The organism is Streptomyces sp. NPDC060000 (assembly GCF_042737375.1).
In the GTDB taxonomy this organism is placed as follows: Bacteria; Actinomycetota; Actinomycetes; order Streptomycetales; family Streptomycetaceae; genus Streptomyces.
Genome location: NZ_JBHWUU010000012.1, coordinates 17955 through 34291, shown reverse-complemented (window position 1 = coordinate 34291; position 16337 = coordinate 17955). Strand labels below are relative to the sequence as shown.

The following is a 16337-nucleotide window of genomic DNA, read 5'->3' as shown; positions in this document are numbered from 1 at the left end:
CGATGGACCAGGGCGCCCTCGGCATGACCGCCCGCTCCGCGCCAGGCCGGCTGCTGGCCGTGCTCGCCGCGTTCGACCACACGCACCCCGCACTGTCCCTGACCGACATCAGCCGCCGCGCCGGGCTGACGCTCACCACCGCGCACCGGCTGGTGAGCGCCCTGACCGACTGGGGCGCCCTCGAGCGGGACCCGTCCGGCGTGTACCACGTGGGGCTGCGGCTGTGGGAGGTCGCGGCGCTGGCCCCGCGCGGTCTGGCGCTGCGGCAGGTCGCGCTGCCGTACCTGGAGGACCTGTACGAAGCCACGCACGAGAACGTGCAGTTGGCGGTGCGGGACGGTTCCGAGGTCGTCTACACCGAGTGGCTGTCGGGACGTTCGGCGGTCGGCGTGCACATCCGGGTCGGCGCTCGCTGGCCGCTGCACGTCACCGGCGTGGGGCTCGCGCTGCTGGCGCACGGCGACACCGTGCTGCAAGAGGCCTACTGTGCTCGACCGTTGGTTTCCTACACCGCCCACACCATCACCGATCCGGTGCGGTTGCGCCGGGTCCTGGCCGAAGTCCGGCGAGCGGGCGTGGCGGTGAGCAGCCGTCAGGTCACCGACGACGCCCTGTCGGTTGCCGCTCCGGTGCGTGGTCCCGGCGGTGCGGTGGTGGCCGCCGTGTCGGTCGTCGTCCCGCACGCCGACGCGCAGGTCCCGGTGCTGGCACCGGCGGTACGTCTCGCGGCCCGCGGAATCTCCCGGGCTCTGGGCTGGCAGCCGGCGAGCCGCCCCGGCTGAGCAACGCCGCCCGGCACCGACCCTGGAGGCCCCACAGCCGGGGGCCGACCCGGGCAGGCCCCACAACCGGAGCGTCACCGAGCCCACGACCCGTGGGGCCGACCCAGGTGAGCGCCGCAGCCGGAGGCCGGCCGGGGCACACCCCCGGCCCGAGGGCCGACCCGAGTGAGTCGCGCAGCCCGGGCCGACCGGCGTGTGCCGAAGCCGACCAGGGTGAGCACCGTAGCCCGCCTGGCCGGCCAGGGTGAGCACCACAAGCCACGGGACTGGCCCCGGTGAGCCTCGCGGCCCCGGACCGGTCAGGGGGGTGAGCCCCCAGCTCGGCGAGATGCTCGACGACCGTGTGCCGCGTCCGCACGCAGCCCCGGGACCGATCAGGGTGAGCCCCCGCGTCGCGGGCCGGGGCGGGCAGGCGGTCGGGGTCGTGGGCGCGGGGCCGCAAGGGCGGTAGGTGTCGTGGGCCGGTGGCGGCCGGCACAGCGCGCGAACGGGGCGCAACACGGTGCAGTGAGCCACCCGCCGGGTGGCGGCCGGCGCAGCACGCAAGCGGGACGCCGCACAACGAAGACAGCCACCCCACCCGATGACGGCCGACGCAGCCCGCGAACGGGTCCCCGCACAACGAAGACAGCCACCCCACCGCAGGTCGTCCTCACTGGAATCTCAGGTTGCGACCCGGAAATTCAAAGGATCGCCCCATCTGGGAGGCGCAGGATGCACGCGCAAAGGTGGACAACTCAGGAAGGCGTGCCGTGGGCGTGTCGCACATATCGAACCGGTCCGAGAAGCGGTCGGAGGGATGGTCCCGGCGCGGGATCCTGGGCGTGCTGGGCGCCGTCCCGGCCGTCGCGCTGACCGGGTGCAGTTCCGGGTCGGCGGACGCCTCGGAGAACACGGCGGCGACCGGGGCGCCGGGTTCCGCGTCCACGAAGGCCTCGCCCGCCGCCGAACAGCCGGTGATCTCGGTCACCCCCGCCGACGGCACCAAGAAGGCCGCCTTCACCAGTCCCGTCGAGGTCACCGTGACAAACGGCACTCTCACCTCCGTGAGGGTGACGGGCAACGACGGTTCGACGCTGGCCGGCTCCCTCGACCGGGCCGGGACCAGGTGGACGTCCACGGCCAACCCCTACTCCGGCACCAAGTACACGGTCACCGCCCAGGCAGCGGGCGCCGACGCACAGACGGCCACCTTCACCACCAGGTCCCCGGGTGAGACCTTCGTCGGCTACTTCACGCCCGAGGCGGACTCCACCTCCGGCGTGGGCATGCCGGTCTCGATCAACTTCTCGCACGCCGTGTCGGACCGGGCCGCCGTGCAGAAGGCGATCACGGTGACCGCCGAGCCGGCCGTGGAGATCGTCGGACACTGGTTCAGCGACACCCGTCTGGACTTCCGGCCGCAGACGTACTGGGCGGCCGGGACGACGATCACCCTCGGTCTGCGGTTGAAGGACGTCGAGGGAACGGATGGTGTCTACGGCGTGCAGTCGAAGGAGGTCACCTTCCACATCGGCCGCGAACAGATCAGCACCGTGGATCTGAAGAGCAAGGAGATGGTGGTCGAGCGGGGTGGGGCGACCCTGGCCACCTACCCGGTCTCCGGCGGCGACTCCGACCACACCACCTGGTCCGGGATCATGGTGATCAGCGAGCGGTTCAAGCAGACCCGGATGGAGTCCTCCACGGTCGGCCTCGGCGACGAGTACGACATCTCCGACGTGCCGCACGCCCAGCGTCTGACCACCTCCGGCACCTTCATCCACGGCAACTACTGGGCCTCGACCTCGGTGTTCGGCAGTCGGAACACCAGCCACGGCTGCGTCGGCCTGCACGACGCCAAGAGCGCGAACGACAGCTCCGTCGCGGGCTACGAGTTCTACGCGAGCTCGATGCTCGGCGACGTGGTGATCGTGAAGAACTCGGACGAGAGGACCGTCGACGCGGCCAACGGCCTCAACGGCTGGAACCTGTCCTGGGCGGACTGGCGGGCGGGCAGCGCGCTTTAGCACGTTTGCGTGGTTCAAGCCCTGAACTTCCTTGAAGAGGAAGGACTTTCCTTGCTTTAAGTCTTGACGGCCTCCGGGACGGAGAGCACATTGGGCCCACTTTGAGAGCGCTCTCAAAGGCTTTCGAAGCCACCCGCGCCCATCACTCCGTACCCGAGAGGCATCCCTCCCATGAGCGCAACCTCCGGCATACCCAGACGGCGACGCGCGCTCGTCGCCGTGCTCAGCACACTCGGCCTGGCGGCCGCCGCCGCGGCAGCCGTCACGCTGCCCGCGAACGCCTCCGCGCCCACGCCCCCGACCGGCTGGTCGCAGGTCTTCCTCGACGACTTCACCGGCGCCGCCGGCACCGGGGTGAACAGCACCGACTGGCAGTACAGCACCGGGACTTCGTACCCGGGCGGACCTGCCAACTGGGGCACCGGCGAGGTCGAGACGATGACCAACAGCACCAGCAACGTCTCACTCGACGGCAACGGCAACCTGCGCATCACCCCGCTGCGCGACTCCGCGGGCAACTGGACCTCGGGCCGCATCGAGACCAAGCGGACCGACTTCCAGCCCCCGTCCGGCGGCAAGCTGCGGGTGGAGGCACGGATCCAGATGCCGAACGTGACCGGCACCGCCGCCGAGGGCTACTGGCCCGCGTTCTGGGCGCTCGGCGCGCCCTACCGCGGCAACTACCAGAACTGGCCGGGCGTCGGCGAGCTGGACGTCATGGAGAACGTCCAGGGCCTGAACAAGGTGTGGGCCACGATGCACTGCGGCACCAACCCGGGCGGCCCGTGCAACGAGACCACCGGCATCGGCAACTCCGTCGCGTGTCCGAACACGACCTGCCAGTCCGGCTTCCACACCTACGCGATGGAGTGGGACCGCTCGGTGAGCCCCGAGGCGATCCGCTTCTACGTCGACGGCGTCAACTACCACACCGTCACCGCGAACCAGGTCGACGCGACGACCTGGACCAACGCCACGAACCACGGCTACTTCGTCATCCTGAACGTCGCGATGGGCGGCGCCTTCCCGGACGCCCTCGGCGGCGGTCTGGACGGCGCCACCGAGCCGGGCCACCCGATGGTGGTGGACTACGTGCAGGTGCTCCAGGCCGCGGGCGGTGGGAGCGGTACCACGCCTCCGCCGTCCGGCAGCCGTGACGCCTACGGCACGATCCAGGCCGAGTCCTACGACAGCCAGTCCGGCACCGCAACCGAGACGACGACCGACACGGGCGGCGGCCAGGACATCGGCTCCCTCGCGAACGGCGACTGGGCGCTGTACAAGGGCGTCACCTTCGGTTCCACGGCGGCGACCCAGTTCGGCGCGCGGGTCGCCAGCGGTGCGGCGGGCGGGGTCAGCGGACTGGTCGAGGTACGCCTCGACAGCCGTACCGCCACGCCCGTCGGCAGCTTCGCGGTGGCCAGCACCGGCGGCTGGCAGAGCTGGCGGACGATCCCGGCGAACATCAGCTCCGTCACCGGCACCCACGACGTCTACCTGACCTTCACCAGCGGCCAGCCGGCGGACTTCGTGAACGTCAACTGGCTCACCTTCGGCCACTGATCGACGGCCGCGCACGCTGGGCGGTTGACCTTCACGTACACGTCAGCCCCTGGCGTCGCCGCCATGACGCACTCCGCCACGGGCACGGAGGTCCGTCTCCGCGCCCGGCCCGACGGACCTCCGGCCCCCAGCGACCTGCTCCCCCTGCTCCCCCTGCTCCCCCTGCTCGTCGAACGCCTCACCCTGCGTGGCTTCACCACGAGCAGGCCGCGTAGCGGCGCCGTCCGTGACACGGCGCCGCCGCGGTCAGCGGTTGGTCTGCTCCGGTGGCGCGAGGCCGCCCGTGAGGTGCGTGCGCGCCGCCCTGCGGAAAGCGGACACCAGGCGGCCGCGGTCGTCGGCGCGGGCCGCCAGGACGACCTGGCGCCGACCTGGACGAAGGCCACTACTTCACCCAGGGCGCTCAGGGCGCCGAAAACGCCCGGGACACCCGGGACGCCGTCCAAACCTGACACCCGCACCACCCGGGCCCGACACCCCCGTGGCCCAAGCGCACCCCGGTCGCCTCAGCGCATTTCCGCGCGGAAGGCCACCGGGGTGTTTCCCGTGTGCAGTTGGAAGAACTTGGAGAAGTTCGCCGGGTCGGGGAAGCCGACCGCCGCCCCGACCCGGCCGATCGGCAGGTCCGTGTGGGCCAGGAGCCGTTTCGCCTCCAGGACGACCCGCTTGTCGATGAAGCCCTTGGGTGTCTCGCCGGTGGCCGCGCGGACCGCGCGCACGAGCGTGCGGCGGGAGTAACCGAGGGCGTCGGCGTAGGCGCTGACGCTGTGGTTGGTGGCGAAGTCCCGCTCCACGGCGTCCCGGAAGAGCGTGAACGTGGTGTCGGCCTGGCGGCGCGCCGCCTCCGCGCTGCTCGCCGCGAGGTGCGCAAGGCGCAGCAGGAACACGCTCAGGGAGTGGCGCAGCACCGCCGTGTGCAGGCTCAGGGGCAGGGTGCCGTCGGCGCCGCCGTCGTCGTACTCGCCGCGCAGATGGGTCAGAGCCGCGCGCAGGCCCGCGAGCTGCGGCCCGTCCGGACGCAGCAGCGGGGTCAGGTCGTAGCGGTACAGGCCGGTGGCCTCGACGGTGGCGCGCGGCAGAAAGCCGGGCTGCATGGTCAGGACCGTTCCGCGGTACTCGCTCGACTTCGAGAAGCGGTGGACCTGGCCCGGGCGGATCCACAGCACGTCGCCGGCCGCCGCCTCGTGCTCGGCGAAGTCGATCATGTGGCGGACGGGGCCGTCGTCGAAGAGCATCACCACGTGGAAGTCGATGCGGTGGACGCGGTCCAGCGGGGCATCAGTGTGCCAGGTGCGGTCGGCGCCCATGGGGCCCACCTGCATGCCGACGCCGCCGACGCTGTGTTCGACGGGGAAAGGAAAGGTCCTGATGCCCTCACCGGCGCCGTCTTGGGTACTTGTGTCCACCATGTCCTTCTCGTACCGCCCAGTTGCCGCCCCGTGGCGCTCATGTGTCGCCCGCGGGTGTCCCACTTTCACCACAGGCTGACACAGGGAGACCTTCCCCCGTAAAAGTCAGACTTTTAGGTTTGAACACACCAGAGCAGCTGACCCGCTCCCATCGAGGATTTCTTGAAGATGAGCACGCAGACACCGAACAACTTCGAGTGGACCGAAATTGACCGGCGTGCCGTCGACACCGCCCGCCTGCTCGCGGCGGATGCCGTGCAGCAGGTGGGCAACGGCCACCCCGGAACCGCCATGAGCCTGGCGCCGGTCGCGTACACGATCTTTCAGAAGGTGATGCGACACGATCCGGCGGACCCCGAGTGGACGGGTCGCGACCGCTTCGTCCTGTCCCCCGGGCACACCTCGCTGACCCTCTACACCCAGCTCTTCCTCTCCGGCTACGAGTTGGAGCTGGAGGACTTGAAGAGCTTCCGTACGCACGGCTCGAAGACGCCCGGCCATCCCGAGTACGGGCACACGGCCGGCGTCGAGACCACCACCGGACCGCTCGGCCAGGGCCTGGCGAACGCCGTCGGCATGGCGATGGCCGCCCGCTACGAGCGCGGTCTGTTCGACCCTGAGGCCCCGGTCGACGGGTCGCCGTTCGACCACACCGTCTGGGCGATCGTCTCCGACGGCGACCTGGAGGAGGGCGTCTCCGCCGAGGCCTCCTCCCTGGCCGGCCACCAGAGGCTCGGCAACCTCGTCCTCGTCTACGACGACAACCACATCTCCATCGAGGGCGACACCGCCACCGCGTTCTCCGAGGACGTGCTGAAGCGGTACGAGGCCTACGGCTGGCACACGCAGCGCGTCGAGCCGACCGGGGACGGCGACGTCGACGTCCCCGCCCTGTACACGGCCCTGAAGGCGGCCCAGGCCGAGACCGGGCGCCCCTCGATCATCTCCCTGCGCACGATCATCGCCTGGCCCGCGCCCAACGCCCGCAACACCGAGGCCTCCCACGGCTCGGCCCTCGGCGCGGCCGAGGTCGCCGCCACCAAGCGCCTCCTCGGTTTCGACCCGGAGCGGACCTTCGAGGTCGGCGACGAGGTCCTCGCCCACACCCGTGGCGCCCTCGACCGGGGCGCGGAGGCCCACGCGGCCTGGGACAAGCAGCTGGACAAGTGGCGCGGCGCCCACCCCGAGCGCGCCCGGCTCTTCGACCGGGTCCTGGCCGGCCAGCTGCCCGACGGCTGGGAGGACTCCCTGCCGGTGTTCGAGCCCGGCAAGCCGGTCGCCACGCGCGCCGCCTCGGGCAAGGTGCTCCAGTCGCTCGGCGCGGTCCTGCCCGAGCTGTGGGGCGGCTCCGCCGACCTGGCCGGCTCGAACAACACCACCATCGACAAGGCCTCCTCCTTCCTCCCCGAGGGCAACCCGCTGCCCGGGGCCGGTCCTTACGGCCGTACGGTCCACTTCGGTATCCGCGAGTTCTCGATGGCCGCCGAGATGAACGGCATCGCGCTGCACGGCAACACCCGTATCTACGGCGGCACGTTCCTGGTGTTCTCCGACTACATGCGCAACGCCGTCCGGATGTCGGCGCTGATGCAGCTGCCGGTGACGTACGTGTGGACCCACGACTCCGTCGGTCTCGGCGAGGACGGCCCCACCCACCAGCCGGTGGAGCACCTGGCCTCGCTGCGTGCCATCCCCGGACTGAACGTCGTCCGCCCGGCCGACGCCAACGAGACGGCGATCGCCTGGGCCGAGATCCTGAGGCGGCACGCCACCCGGCCCGCCCCGCACGGTCTGGCCCTCACCCGGCAGGGCGTCCCGACGTACGCGCCGAACCCGGACGCGGCGAAGGGCGGTTACGTCCTGGCGGAGTCCTCGACCGGGGCCCCGGACGTCGTCCTGATCGCCACCGGCTCCGAGGTGCGGCTCGCCGTCGCCGCGCGCGAGGCGCTCGAGGCCGAGGGGATCGGCGCCCGGGTGGTGTCGATGCCGTCCGTGGAGTGGTTCGAGGAGCAGCCGCGCGAGTACCGCGACCGCGTCCTTCCGCCGTCGGTGCGGGCCCGGGTCGCGGTCGAGGCGGGCATCGGCCTCACCTGGTACCGGTTCGTGGGGGACGCCGGACGCATCGTCTCCCTCGAGCACTTCGGCGCCTCCGCCGACGCCGGGACCCTGTTCGCCGAGTACGGCTTCACCGCCGAGAACGTCGCCGCCGCGGCCAGGGAATCCCTTGCCGCAGCGCGTGGTTGATCCGACCGCCAGAAAGAAGATGATCGAAGTGACCGAAGCAACCGCTACCGCGGGAGCGCTGGACCGCCTGTCCGAGGAGGGCGTCTCCATCTGGCTGGACGACCTGTCGCGCGAGCGGATCGCCTCCGGCAACCTCGCCGAACTCGTCCGGACGAAGAACGTCGTCGGCGTCACCACCAATCCGTCCATCTTCCAGGCCGCGATCGGCTCCGGCGAGGGCTACGAGGAGCAGCTCGCCGATCTGGCGGTGCGGGGCGTCACGGTCGACGAGGCCGTGCGGATGCTGACGACGGCCGACGTACGGGCCGCGGCCGACATCCTGGATTCGGTATACGCGGCGACCGGCGGTCGCGACGGCCGGGTCTCCATCGAGGTCGATCCCCGGCTGGCCCACGACACCGCCGCCACGATCGCCGAGGCCAAGCAGCTCGCCTGGCTGGTCGACCGTCCCAATGTCATGATCAAGATCCCGGCGACGAAGGCCGGCCTCCCGGCGATCACCGAGGTCATCGGCCTCGGCATCAGCGTCAACGTCACGCTGATCTTCTCGCTGGAGCGCTACCGCGAGGTGGTCGACGCCTATCTGGCCGGTCTGGAGAAGGCCGCCGCCAAGGGCCTGGACCTCTCCGCCATCGACTCGGTGGCCTCCTTCTTCGTCTCCCGCGTCGACGCCGAGATCGACAAGCGGCTGACCCTCCTCGGCACCGACACGGCCCGCGCCCTGAAGGGCCGGGCGGCGCTCGCCAACGCGCGGCTGGCCTACCAGGCGTACGAGGAGATCTTCTCGGGCGACCGCTGGACCGCGCTCGGCGGGGCCCGGGCGAACCGGCAGCGTCCGCTGTGGGCATCCACCGGTGTGAAGGATCCTGCATACAAGGACACGCTGTACGTGGACGAACTGGTGGCTCCGGGCACGGTCAACACCATGCCCGAGGCCACGCTGAACGCCACCGCCGACCACGGTGACATCACCGGCGACACGGTCACCGGCGGCTACGCCCGGGCCCGTGCCGACCTCGCCGCCGTGGAGTCGCTCGGCATCTCCTACGACGAGGTGGTCACCCGTTTGGAGGAGGAGGGCGTCGCCAAGTTCGCGGTGGCGTGGCAGGACCTTCTGGACGCGGTCACGAAGTCGCTGATGAGCAAGGGAGTTGACGCGGAATGAGCACCAGCAGTCTCGGCGCGGCCTGGGAGAACCCCCTGCGGGACCCCCGCGACCGGCGCCTGCCCCGCATCGCGGGCCCCTCCGGCCTCGTCATCTTCGGCGTGACCGGCGACCTGTCCCGCAAGAAGCTGATGCCGGCGGTCTACGACCTCGCCAACCGCGGTCTGCTCCCGCCGGGCTTCTCACTCGTCGGCTTCGCCCGCCGCGACTGGGAGGACCAGGACTTCGCGCAGGTCGTCCACGACGCCGTGCGCGAGCACTCCCGGACCCCGTTCCGCGAGGAGGTCTGGCAGCAGCTCGCCGAGGGCATGCGGTTCGTGCCGGGCGACTTCGACGACGACGCGGCGTTCAAGCAGCTCAAGAACGCCGTCGAGGAGCTGGACTCCTCCCGCGGCACGGGCGGCAACTTCGCCTTCTACCTCTCCGTACCGCCGAAGTTCTTCCCCAAGGTGGTCGAGCAGCTCAAGAAGCACGGGCTGGCGAGGGGACCGGAGGGGTCCTGGCGGCGAGGGGTCATCGAGAAGCCGTTCGGGCACGACCTGGACAGCGCGCGGGAACTGAACGCGGTCCTGCACGACGTGTTCGAGCCCGACCAGGTCTTCCGCATCGACCACTACCTCGGCAAGGAGACCGTCCAGAACATCCTGGCGCTCCGCTTCGCCAACACCATGTTCGAGCCGATCTGGAACCGGTCCTTCGTGGACCACGTGCAGATCACCATGGCCGAGGACATCGGCATCGGCGGCCGGGCCGGATACTACGACGGCATCGGCGCCGCCCGTGACGTCATCCAGAACCACCTGCTCCAGCTCATGGCCCTCACCGCCATGGAGGAGCCCGCCGCCTTCGACGCCGACGCCCTGCTCACCGAGAAGCTCAAGGTGCTCAGGGCCGTGAAGGTGCCCGAGGAGCTGGGGAAGCACACCGTGCGGGGCCAGTACACGAGCGCCTGGCAGGGCGGCGAGAAGGTGCTCGGCTACCTGGACGAGGACGGCATCGACCCTGCCTCCACGACGGACACGTACGCCGCCGTGAAGCTGAACGTCGACAACCGCCGCTGGGCGGGCGTCCCGTTCTACCTGCGCACCGGCAAGCGCCTCGGCCGGCGGGTCACCGAGATCGCGGTGGTCTTCCAGCGCGCTCCGCACTCCCCCTTCGACTCCACGGCAACCGAGGAGCTCGGCGCGAACGCGATCGTCATCCGCGTCCAGCCGGACGAGGGCATCACGGTCCGCTTCGGCTCCAAGGTCCCCGGCACCTCCATGGAGATCCGGGACGTCACGATGGACTTCGCCTACGGCGAGTCCTTCACGGAGTCCTCGCCCGAGGCGTACGAGCGGCTCATCCTGGATGTGCTGCTCGGGGACGCCAACCTGTTCCCGCGCCACCAGGAAGTGGAAGAGTCCTGGAAGATCCTCGACCTGATCGAGGAGTACTGGGCACGGCACGGCAGGCCCGCGCAGTACGCCTCGGGCACCTGGGGACCCGAGGAAGCCGACGAAATGCTCGCACGAGACGGACGGAGCTGGCGCAGGCCATGAAGATCGACCTGACCGACACCACGGCAAGCAAGATCAACAAAGCGTTGGTGCGGGGTCGCCGCGCCATCGGCACACCGGCCGTGGGCATGGTCCTGACGATGGTCATCGTCACGGACGAGGAGAACGCCTACGACTCGCTCAAGGCGGCCGAGGAGGCCTCGCACGAGCACCCCTCGCGCACCCTGGTCGTCATCAAGCGGCACGCCCGCAGCCCGCGCGACCGCACCAACTCCCGCCTCGACGCCGAGGTGCGGGTGGGTGCCGACGCGGGCACCGGCGAGACGGTCGTCCTGCGGACGTACGGCGAGGTGTCCGACCACGCCGACTCCGTCGTCCTGCCGCTGCTGCTGCCGGACGCCCCGGTCGTCGTGTGGTGGCCGGTGAACGCGCCGGAGAACCCCGCCAAGGACCCGCTGGGCGCCCTCGCGCAGCGCAGGATCACCGACATGTACGCCGTCGAGCGGCCGCTGACGGCCCTGGCATCGCGGGTGAAGTCGTACGCGCCCGGCGACACCGACCTCGCCTGGACCCGGCTCACCCCGTGGCGCTCGATGCTCGCGGCGGCCCTGGACCAGGCCCAGGTGCCGATCACCACGGCGGCCGTCGAGAGCGAGGCCGACAACCCCAGCGCCGAGCTGCTCGCGCGCTGGCTGGAGGCGCGGCTGAACGTCACGGTCGACCGGGTCGTCACGGCGGGACCGGTCGTCACGGCCGTCCGCCTCGGCACCGCGAACGGCGAGATCCTCATCGACCGCCCCGAGGGCCCGCTCGCCACGCTCACGCTGCCCGGCCAGCCCTCGCGCACTCTCGCGCTGAAGGTCCGTGCCACCTCCGAACTCATCGCCGAGGAGCTCAGGCGCCTCGACGCGGACGAGATGTACGCCGTCGCCCTGCGGGGCGAGGGCACCAAGGAGATCCCCTCCCATGTCTGACACCCCCCGGCTCGACCAGCGGCCCGAGTGGACCGCCCTGAAGGACCACCGCGCCCGGTGGACGGCACACCTGCGGGAGCTGTTCGCGGCGGACCCGGGGCGCGCGGAGCGGTACGTGGTGCGCGTGGGCGACCTGCGCATCGACTACTCCAAGAACCTGGTCACCGACGAGACCCTCGCCCTGCTGCGCGAACTCGCCGCCGCCACCGACGTGTTCGGGCTGCGCGACGCCATGTTCCGCGGCGAGAGGATCAACGTCACCGAGGACCGCGCGGTCCTGCACACCGCGCTGCGGGCCCCCGCGGACGCGGTCGTGCAGGTCGACGGCGAGAACGTCGTCCCCGAGGTCCACGCGGTCCTCGGCAGGATGAGCGGCTTCGCCGAGCGGGTGCGCTCCGGTGAGTGGACCGGCCACACGGGCCGCCGTATCCGCAATGTCGTCAACATCGGCATCGGCGGGTCCGACCTGGGGCCGGCGATGGCGTACGAGGCGCTTCGGGCCTACACGGACCGCTCGCTGACCTTGCGGTTCGTCTCCAACGTCGACGGCGCCGATCTCCATGAAGCGGTCCACGACCTGGATCCCGCCGAGACGCTGTTCATCGTCGCCTCGAAGACCTTCACCACGATCGAGACGATCACCAACGCCACCTCGGCCCGCACCTGGCTCCTGAAGGGGCTGGACGGCGACTCGAAGGCGGTCGCCAAGCACTTCGTCGCGCTGTCCACGAACGCCGAGAAGGTGGCCGACTTCGGCATCGACACGGCCAACATGTTCGAGTTCTGGGACTGGGTCGGTGGCCGCTACTCCTTCGACTCGGCGATCGGCCTTTCGCTGATGATCGCCATCGGCCCGGAGCGGTTCCGGGAGCTGCTCGACGGGTTCAGGACCGTCGACGACCACTTCCGCACCGCGCCCGCCGAGTCCAACGCCCCGCTTCTGCTTGGCCTGTTGGGCATCTGGTACGGCAACTTCTTCGACGCGCAGTCGCACGCCGTACTGCCCTACAGCCACTACCTCTCGAAGTTCACCGCCTACCTCCAGCAGCTCGACATGGAGTCCAACGGCAAGTCGGTGGACCGCGCCGGCCGGCCCGTGCAGTGGCAGACCGGACCGGTGGTGTGGGGCACTCCGGGCACCAACGGGCAGCATGCCTACTACCAGTTGATCCACCAGGGCACGAAGCTGATCCCGGCCGACCTGATCGGCTTCGCCCGTCCGCTCGACGGGCTGAGCGGTGAACTCAAGGCGCAGCACGACCTGTTGATGGCCAACCTGTTCGCGCAGGGGCAGGCCCTCGCCTTCGGCAAGACCGCCGAGGAGGTCCGGTCGGAGGGCGTGCCCGAGGAGCAGGTGGCGCCCCGCACCTTCCAGGGCAACCGCCCCACCACCACGGTCCTCGCCCCCGAGCTGACCCCCTCGGTGCTGGGCCAGCTCATCGCCCTCTACGAGCACAAGGTGTTCGTGCAGGGCGCGGTCTGGGACATCGACTCCTTCGACCAGTGGGGCGTGGAGCTCGGCAAGGTGCTCGCCAAGCGTGTCGAACCCGCCCTCACCGAGGGTGCCGAGGTCCCCGGCCTCGACCCCTCCACCGCCGCTCTCGTCGCCGCCTACCGCGAACTCAGGAAGTAGAGAACCGACATGACATCGATGCAGCTGGGCCTGATCGGCCTCGGCAAGATGGGCGGCAACATGCGCGAGCGCATCCGCCGCGCCGGCCACACCGTCATCGGCTACGACCGCAACCCCGAGGTCTCCGACGTCAGCAGCCTCGCCGAACTCGTCGAGAAGCTCGAAGCGCCGCGCACCGTCTGGGTGATGGTCCCGGCCGGCGCAGCCACCCAGTCCGTCGTCGACGAACTCGGCGACCTGCTCCAGTCCGGCGACACGGTCGTCGACGGCGGCAACTCCCGCTGGACGGACGACGAGAAGCACGCCGAGGAGCTCGGCGCCAAGGGCATCGGCTTCGTCGACGCCGGTGTGTCCGGCGGTGTCTGGGGCCTCCAGAACGGCTACGCCCTGATGGTCGGCGGCGAGGCCGAGCACGTCGCCAAGGTGCAGCCGATCTTCGACGCGCTCAAGCCGGAGGGCCCGTACGGCTACGTCCACGCGGGCAAGGTCGGCGCCGGGCACTTCTCGAAGATGGTCCACAACGGCATCGAGTACGCCATGATGCAGGCGTACGCCGAGGGCTGGGAGCTCCTCGAGAAGGTGGACTCCGTGGAGAACGTGCGCGAGGTCTTCCGGTCCTGGCAGGAGGGGACCGTCATCCGGTCCTGGCTGCTCGACCTGGCCGTCAACGCCCTCGACGAGGACGTGCACCTCGACAAGCTGCGCGGCTACGCGGAGGACTCCGGCGAGGGCCGCTGGACGGTCGAGGCCGCCATCGACAACGCGGTGCCGCTGCCCGCCATCACGGCGTCCCTCTTCGCGCGGTTCGCGTCCCGTCAGGACGACTCGCCGCAGATGAAGATGATCTCGGCGCTGCGCAACCAGTTCGGCGGCCACGCCGTCGAGTCGGCGAAGAAGTAGGCCCGGCCGTGGGGGATCTGCTGCTGGTCCGCCACGGGGAGACGGAGTGGAGCGCGTCGGGACAGCACACCAGCTGGACCGACCTGCCCCTCACCGGACACGGTGAGGAACAGGCCAAGTCCCTCGCTCCGCTCCTCTCCGGCCGGCCCTTCTGCCTCGCCCTGACCAGCCCGCTGCACCGCGCGGTCCGCACCGCCGAACTGGCGGGCGTCACCGGGGCCGCGCCCGAACCCGACCTGCACGAGTGGGACTACGGCGGCTACGAGGGCGTCACCACCGTCGATATCCACCGCACCCGTCCCACCTGGGACCTGTGGACCGACGGTGTGCCGCCCGGTGCGGACGGTCGTCCCGGCGAGTCGCCCGAGGAGGTCGGCCGGCGTGCCGACCGGGTGCTGTCCCGGGTGGACGCGGCGCTCCAGGACCACGGCGGTGACGTCATTCTGGTCGCACACGGTCACTTCCTGCGTGTCCTGACGGCGCGTCGGCTCGGACTGCCGCCCGCCGAGGGGCGGTTGTTCCAGCTGGCGACGGGCACCGTCAGCCGTCTGTCGACCGAGCACGGGCGACCCGTGATAGCTGAATGGAACATACGGGCATAGCCGGTTGACACCGCTCGACGAGGCCCGCCAGAGTCGCGGCTGATGGAGATCAACGATCTGACACCGGCCGAACAACGACTCTGGCGGGCCTTCGCCACGGGGACGACCGTCGACTTCCGTGAACCCTCCGACGAGGCCGCGTCGCCCGACTGGGGTCCCGAACGGACCCTACGGGCGGTCGTGTTGCGAGCGTTGCTCCTCAACGGCCCCAGGCACCCCGGGGAGGTCGCGGCCCTCAAGCTCATGGGGGCAAGGATCACCGGGGAGTTGGACCTGCGGTACGCGGCGGTCGACAGCGTCGTCCGACTCAACCACTGCCACTTCGACACCGTTCCCCGGCTGGCCGGCGCCCACCTCAACTATCTGAACCTGCGTGACTGCGTGCTGCCCGGTCTGGCGGCGGCGCGCAGCCGGATCGACGGCAGTCTGCGACTCACGCGGTGCCGGATCGGCGGCCCGGTGCAGCTCGGCGGGGCGCAGATCTCCGGAGCGCTGTTCCTGGAGGGGGCGGAACTCGGCGGCGCGGATCCCGCGTCGGCCGTGCTCGCGCTCAACCAGGTCACCATCGACGACGACCTGTGCGCGCGAGGCCTGCGCGCCCACGGGGTGATCCGGCTCGACGGCGCCACCGTGGCCGGCTCGATCGACCTGGAGGACGCCGAACTGAGCAACCCCGGCGGCTTCGTCCTGGAGGCGGAGGCCCTCGACGTGGGCGCCAACCTGCTGGGCCGGCGGATGCGCGCCCGGGGCCGGATCGATCTGCGGGGCTCCCGCATCCCCGGCCGGGTGGATCTGCTGGGCACCACCCTGTCGAACCCGGGCGGCACCGCGCTGCGTGCCAGCAGCTGCGTCATAGGGGAGATCTGGTTGCGTGAGGGCACCCCGATCGAGGGCAGGCTCAATCTGCGGCGGGCCGCGGTGGGCCAGCTCCAGCTGGAGCCGGAGATGCTGCCCGACCAGGTGCGGCTGCTCGACCTCACCTACACCTTCCTCACCCCGCACGAGCCCGCCGAGCGACGGCTGCCGATGCTGGAGCGCGACGACGGCGCGTTCGACCCGCACGCCTACGAGCAGCTGACGGCCGCCTACCGCCGCATCGGCGACGACCGGGCGGCCCGGGTCGTGCAGCTGGCCAAGCAGCGTCGGCACCGCTCCACCCTGGCCTGGCACGGCCGTGTGTGGGGCCACCTCCAGGACGCGGCCGTCGGCTACGGGTTCCGTCCGCTGCGCGCGGCCGTCTGGCTGCTGTCCCTGCTGGCCATCGGCTCGATCGCGTACGCGGGGCACCATCCGCCCCCGCTCAAGACGGGCGAGGCGCCCCCCTTCGACCCGGTCTTCTACACCCTCGACCTGCTGCTGCCCGTGATCTCCTTCGGGCAGGAGAGCGCGTTCGCGCCGACCGGCTGGTACCAGACGCTGTCGTACGTCCTCATCGTGACCGGCTGGATCCTGGCCACGACGGTCGCCGCCGGCGTGACCCGTACGGTCAGTCGGCAGTAGGTCAGCGCAGGGCGCGCCGGGCGGCCAGGCGCACCGGCGCGTTGGCGGCCCCGTAGC

General features: G+C 70.9%; 12 protein-coding genes. 11 read left to right on the top strand and 1 reads right to left on the bottom strand.

The genetic code is table 11. The annotated features are described in order from the left end of the window. Nucleotides 1-23: 23 nt before the first annotated feature. From ACFWBB_RS09310 to ACFWBB_RS09300, 3 genes are all read left to right on the top strand, one after another. Nucleotides 24-782 carry an IclR family transcriptional regulator gene (locus ACFWBB_RS09310; protein ID WP_385268861.1) on the top strand — a complete coding sequence of 253 codons (759 nt, stop codon included), beginning with the start codon at nt 24-26 and terminating at the stop codon, nt 780-782. 752 nt (nt 783-1534) lie between these two features. Then, a complete protein-coding gene (locus ACFWBB_RS09305; protein WP_385268781.1) occupies nt 1535-2791 on the top strand; it encodes an Ig-like domain-containing protein in 1257 nt (418 codons plus the stop codon). A gap of 171 nt (nt 2792-2962) precedes the next feature. Continuing rightward, a complete protein-coding gene (locus tag ACFWBB_RS09300; protein ID WP_385268779.1) occupies nt 2963-4354 on the top strand; it encodes a glycoside hydrolase family 16 protein in 1392 nt (463 codons plus the stop codon). Nucleotides 4355-4860: 506 nt separating this feature from the next. Here ACFWBB_RS09300 and ACFWBB_RS09295 read toward each other — a convergent pair. After that, nucleotides 4861-5763 (bottom strand): helix-turn-helix domain-containing protein, encoded by a 903-nt coding sequence (locus ACFWBB_RS09295; protein ID WP_385268777.1) that lies wholly within the window; start codon nt 5761-5763, stop codon nt 4861-4863. A gap of 168 nt (nt 5764-5931) precedes the next feature. Here ACFWBB_RS09295 and tkt point away from each other — a divergent pair, with 168 nt between their 5' ends. The 8 genes from tkt to ACFWBB_RS09255 are packed head-to-tail and all read left to right on the top strand — an operon-like array spanning nt 5932 to nt 16280. Next, nucleotides 5932-8007, top strand: coding sequence for a transketolase (gene tkt, locus ACFWBB_RS09290; protein ID WP_385268775.1), 2076 nt, complete (start codon nt 5932-5934; stop codon nt 8005-8007). A 19-nt stretch (nt 8008-8026) separates the two neighbouring features. Beyond that, nucleotides 8027-9172 (top strand): transaldolase, encoded by a 1146-nt coding sequence (tal, locus tag ACFWBB_RS09285; RefSeq protein WP_385268773.1) that lies wholly within the window; start codon nt 8027-8029, stop codon nt 9170-9172. Then, a complete protein-coding gene (zwf, locus tag ACFWBB_RS09280; RefSeq protein ID WP_385268771.1) occupies nt 9169-10713 on the top strand; it encodes a glucose-6-phosphate dehydrogenase in 1545 nt (514 codons plus the stop codon). The genes tal and zwf overlap by 4 nt, the downstream gene beginning before the upstream one ends. Beyond that, nucleotides 10710-11645 carry a glucose-6-phosphate dehydrogenase assembly protein OpcA gene (opcA, locus tag ACFWBB_RS09275; protein ID WP_385268769.1) on the top strand — a complete coding sequence of 312 codons (936 nt, stop codon included), beginning with the start codon at nt 10710-10712 and terminating at the stop codon, nt 11643-11645. The genes zwf and opcA overlap by 4 nt, the downstream gene beginning before the upstream one ends. Further along, nucleotides 11638-13278, top strand: coding sequence for a glucose-6-phosphate isomerase (gene pgi / locus ACFWBB_RS09270; RefSeq protein WP_385268767.1), 1641 nt, complete (start codon nt 11638-11640; stop codon nt 13276-13278). The genes opcA and pgi overlap by 8 nt, the downstream gene beginning before the upstream one ends. 18 nt (nt 13279-13296) lie before the next feature. Continuing rightward, complete coding sequence (gene gnd, locus ACFWBB_RS09265) at nt 13297-14178, top strand: phosphogluconate dehydrogenase (NAD(+)-dependent, decarboxylating) (RefSeq protein WP_385268859.1); 882 nt, start codon at nt 13297-13299, stop codon at nt 14176-14178. Between the two features lie 8 nt (nt 14179-14186). Continuing rightward, nucleotides 14187-14780, top strand: coding sequence for a histidine phosphatase family protein (locus tag ACFWBB_RS09260; protein ID WP_385268765.1), 594 nt, complete (start codon nt 14187-14189; stop codon nt 14778-14780). Nucleotides 14781-14822: 42 nt separating this feature from the next. Further along, complete coding sequence (locus ACFWBB_RS09255) at nt 14823-16280, top strand: membrane-associated oxidoreductase (protein ID WP_385268763.1); 1458 nt, start codon at nt 14823-14825, stop codon at nt 16278-16280. The last annotated feature ends 57 nt before the right edge of the window (nt 16281-16337 follow it).

What these genes read in the sequence shown, in the direction of transcription:
- ACFWBB_RS09310 (WP_385268861.1), top strand. Translation starts at nt 24, where the DNA reads ATGACCGCCCGCTCCGCGCCAGGCCGGCTGCTGGCCGTGCTCGCCGCG.
- ACFWBB_RS09300 (WP_385268779.1), top strand. Translation starts at nt 2,963, where the DNA reads ATGAGCGCAACCTCCGGCATACCCAGACGGCGACGCGCGCTCGTCGCC.
- ACFWBB_RS09295 (WP_385268777.1), bottom strand. Translation starts at nt 5,763, where the DNA reads ATGGTGGACACAAGTACCCAAGACGGCGCCGGTGAGGGCATCAGGACC.
- tkt (WP_385268775.1), top strand. Translation starts at nt 5,932, where the DNA reads ATGAGCACGCAGACACCGAACAACTTCGAGTGGACCGAAATTGACCGG.
- tal (WP_385268773.1), top strand. Translation starts at nt 8,027, where the DNA reads ATGATCGAAGTGACCGAAGCAACCGCTACCGCGGGAGCGCTGGACCGC.
- zwf (WP_385268771.1), top strand. Translation starts at nt 9,169, where the DNA reads ATGAGCACCAGCAGTCTCGGCGCGGCCTGGGAGAACCCCCTGCGGGAC.
- opcA (WP_385268769.1), top strand. Translation starts at nt 10,710, where the DNA reads ATGAAGATCGACCTGACCGACACCACGGCAAGCAAGATCAACAAAGCG.
- pgi (WP_385268767.1), top strand. Translation starts at nt 11,638, where the DNA reads ATGTCTGACACCCCCCGGCTCGACCAGCGGCCCGAGTGGACCGCCCTG.
- gnd (WP_385268859.1), top strand. Translation starts at nt 13,297, where the DNA reads ATGCAGCTGGGCCTGATCGGCCTCGGCAAGATGGGCGGCAACATGCGC.
- ACFWBB_RS09255 (WP_385268763.1), top strand. Translation starts at nt 14,823, where the DNA reads ATGGAGATCAACGATCTGACACCGGCCGAACAACGACTCTGGCGGGCC.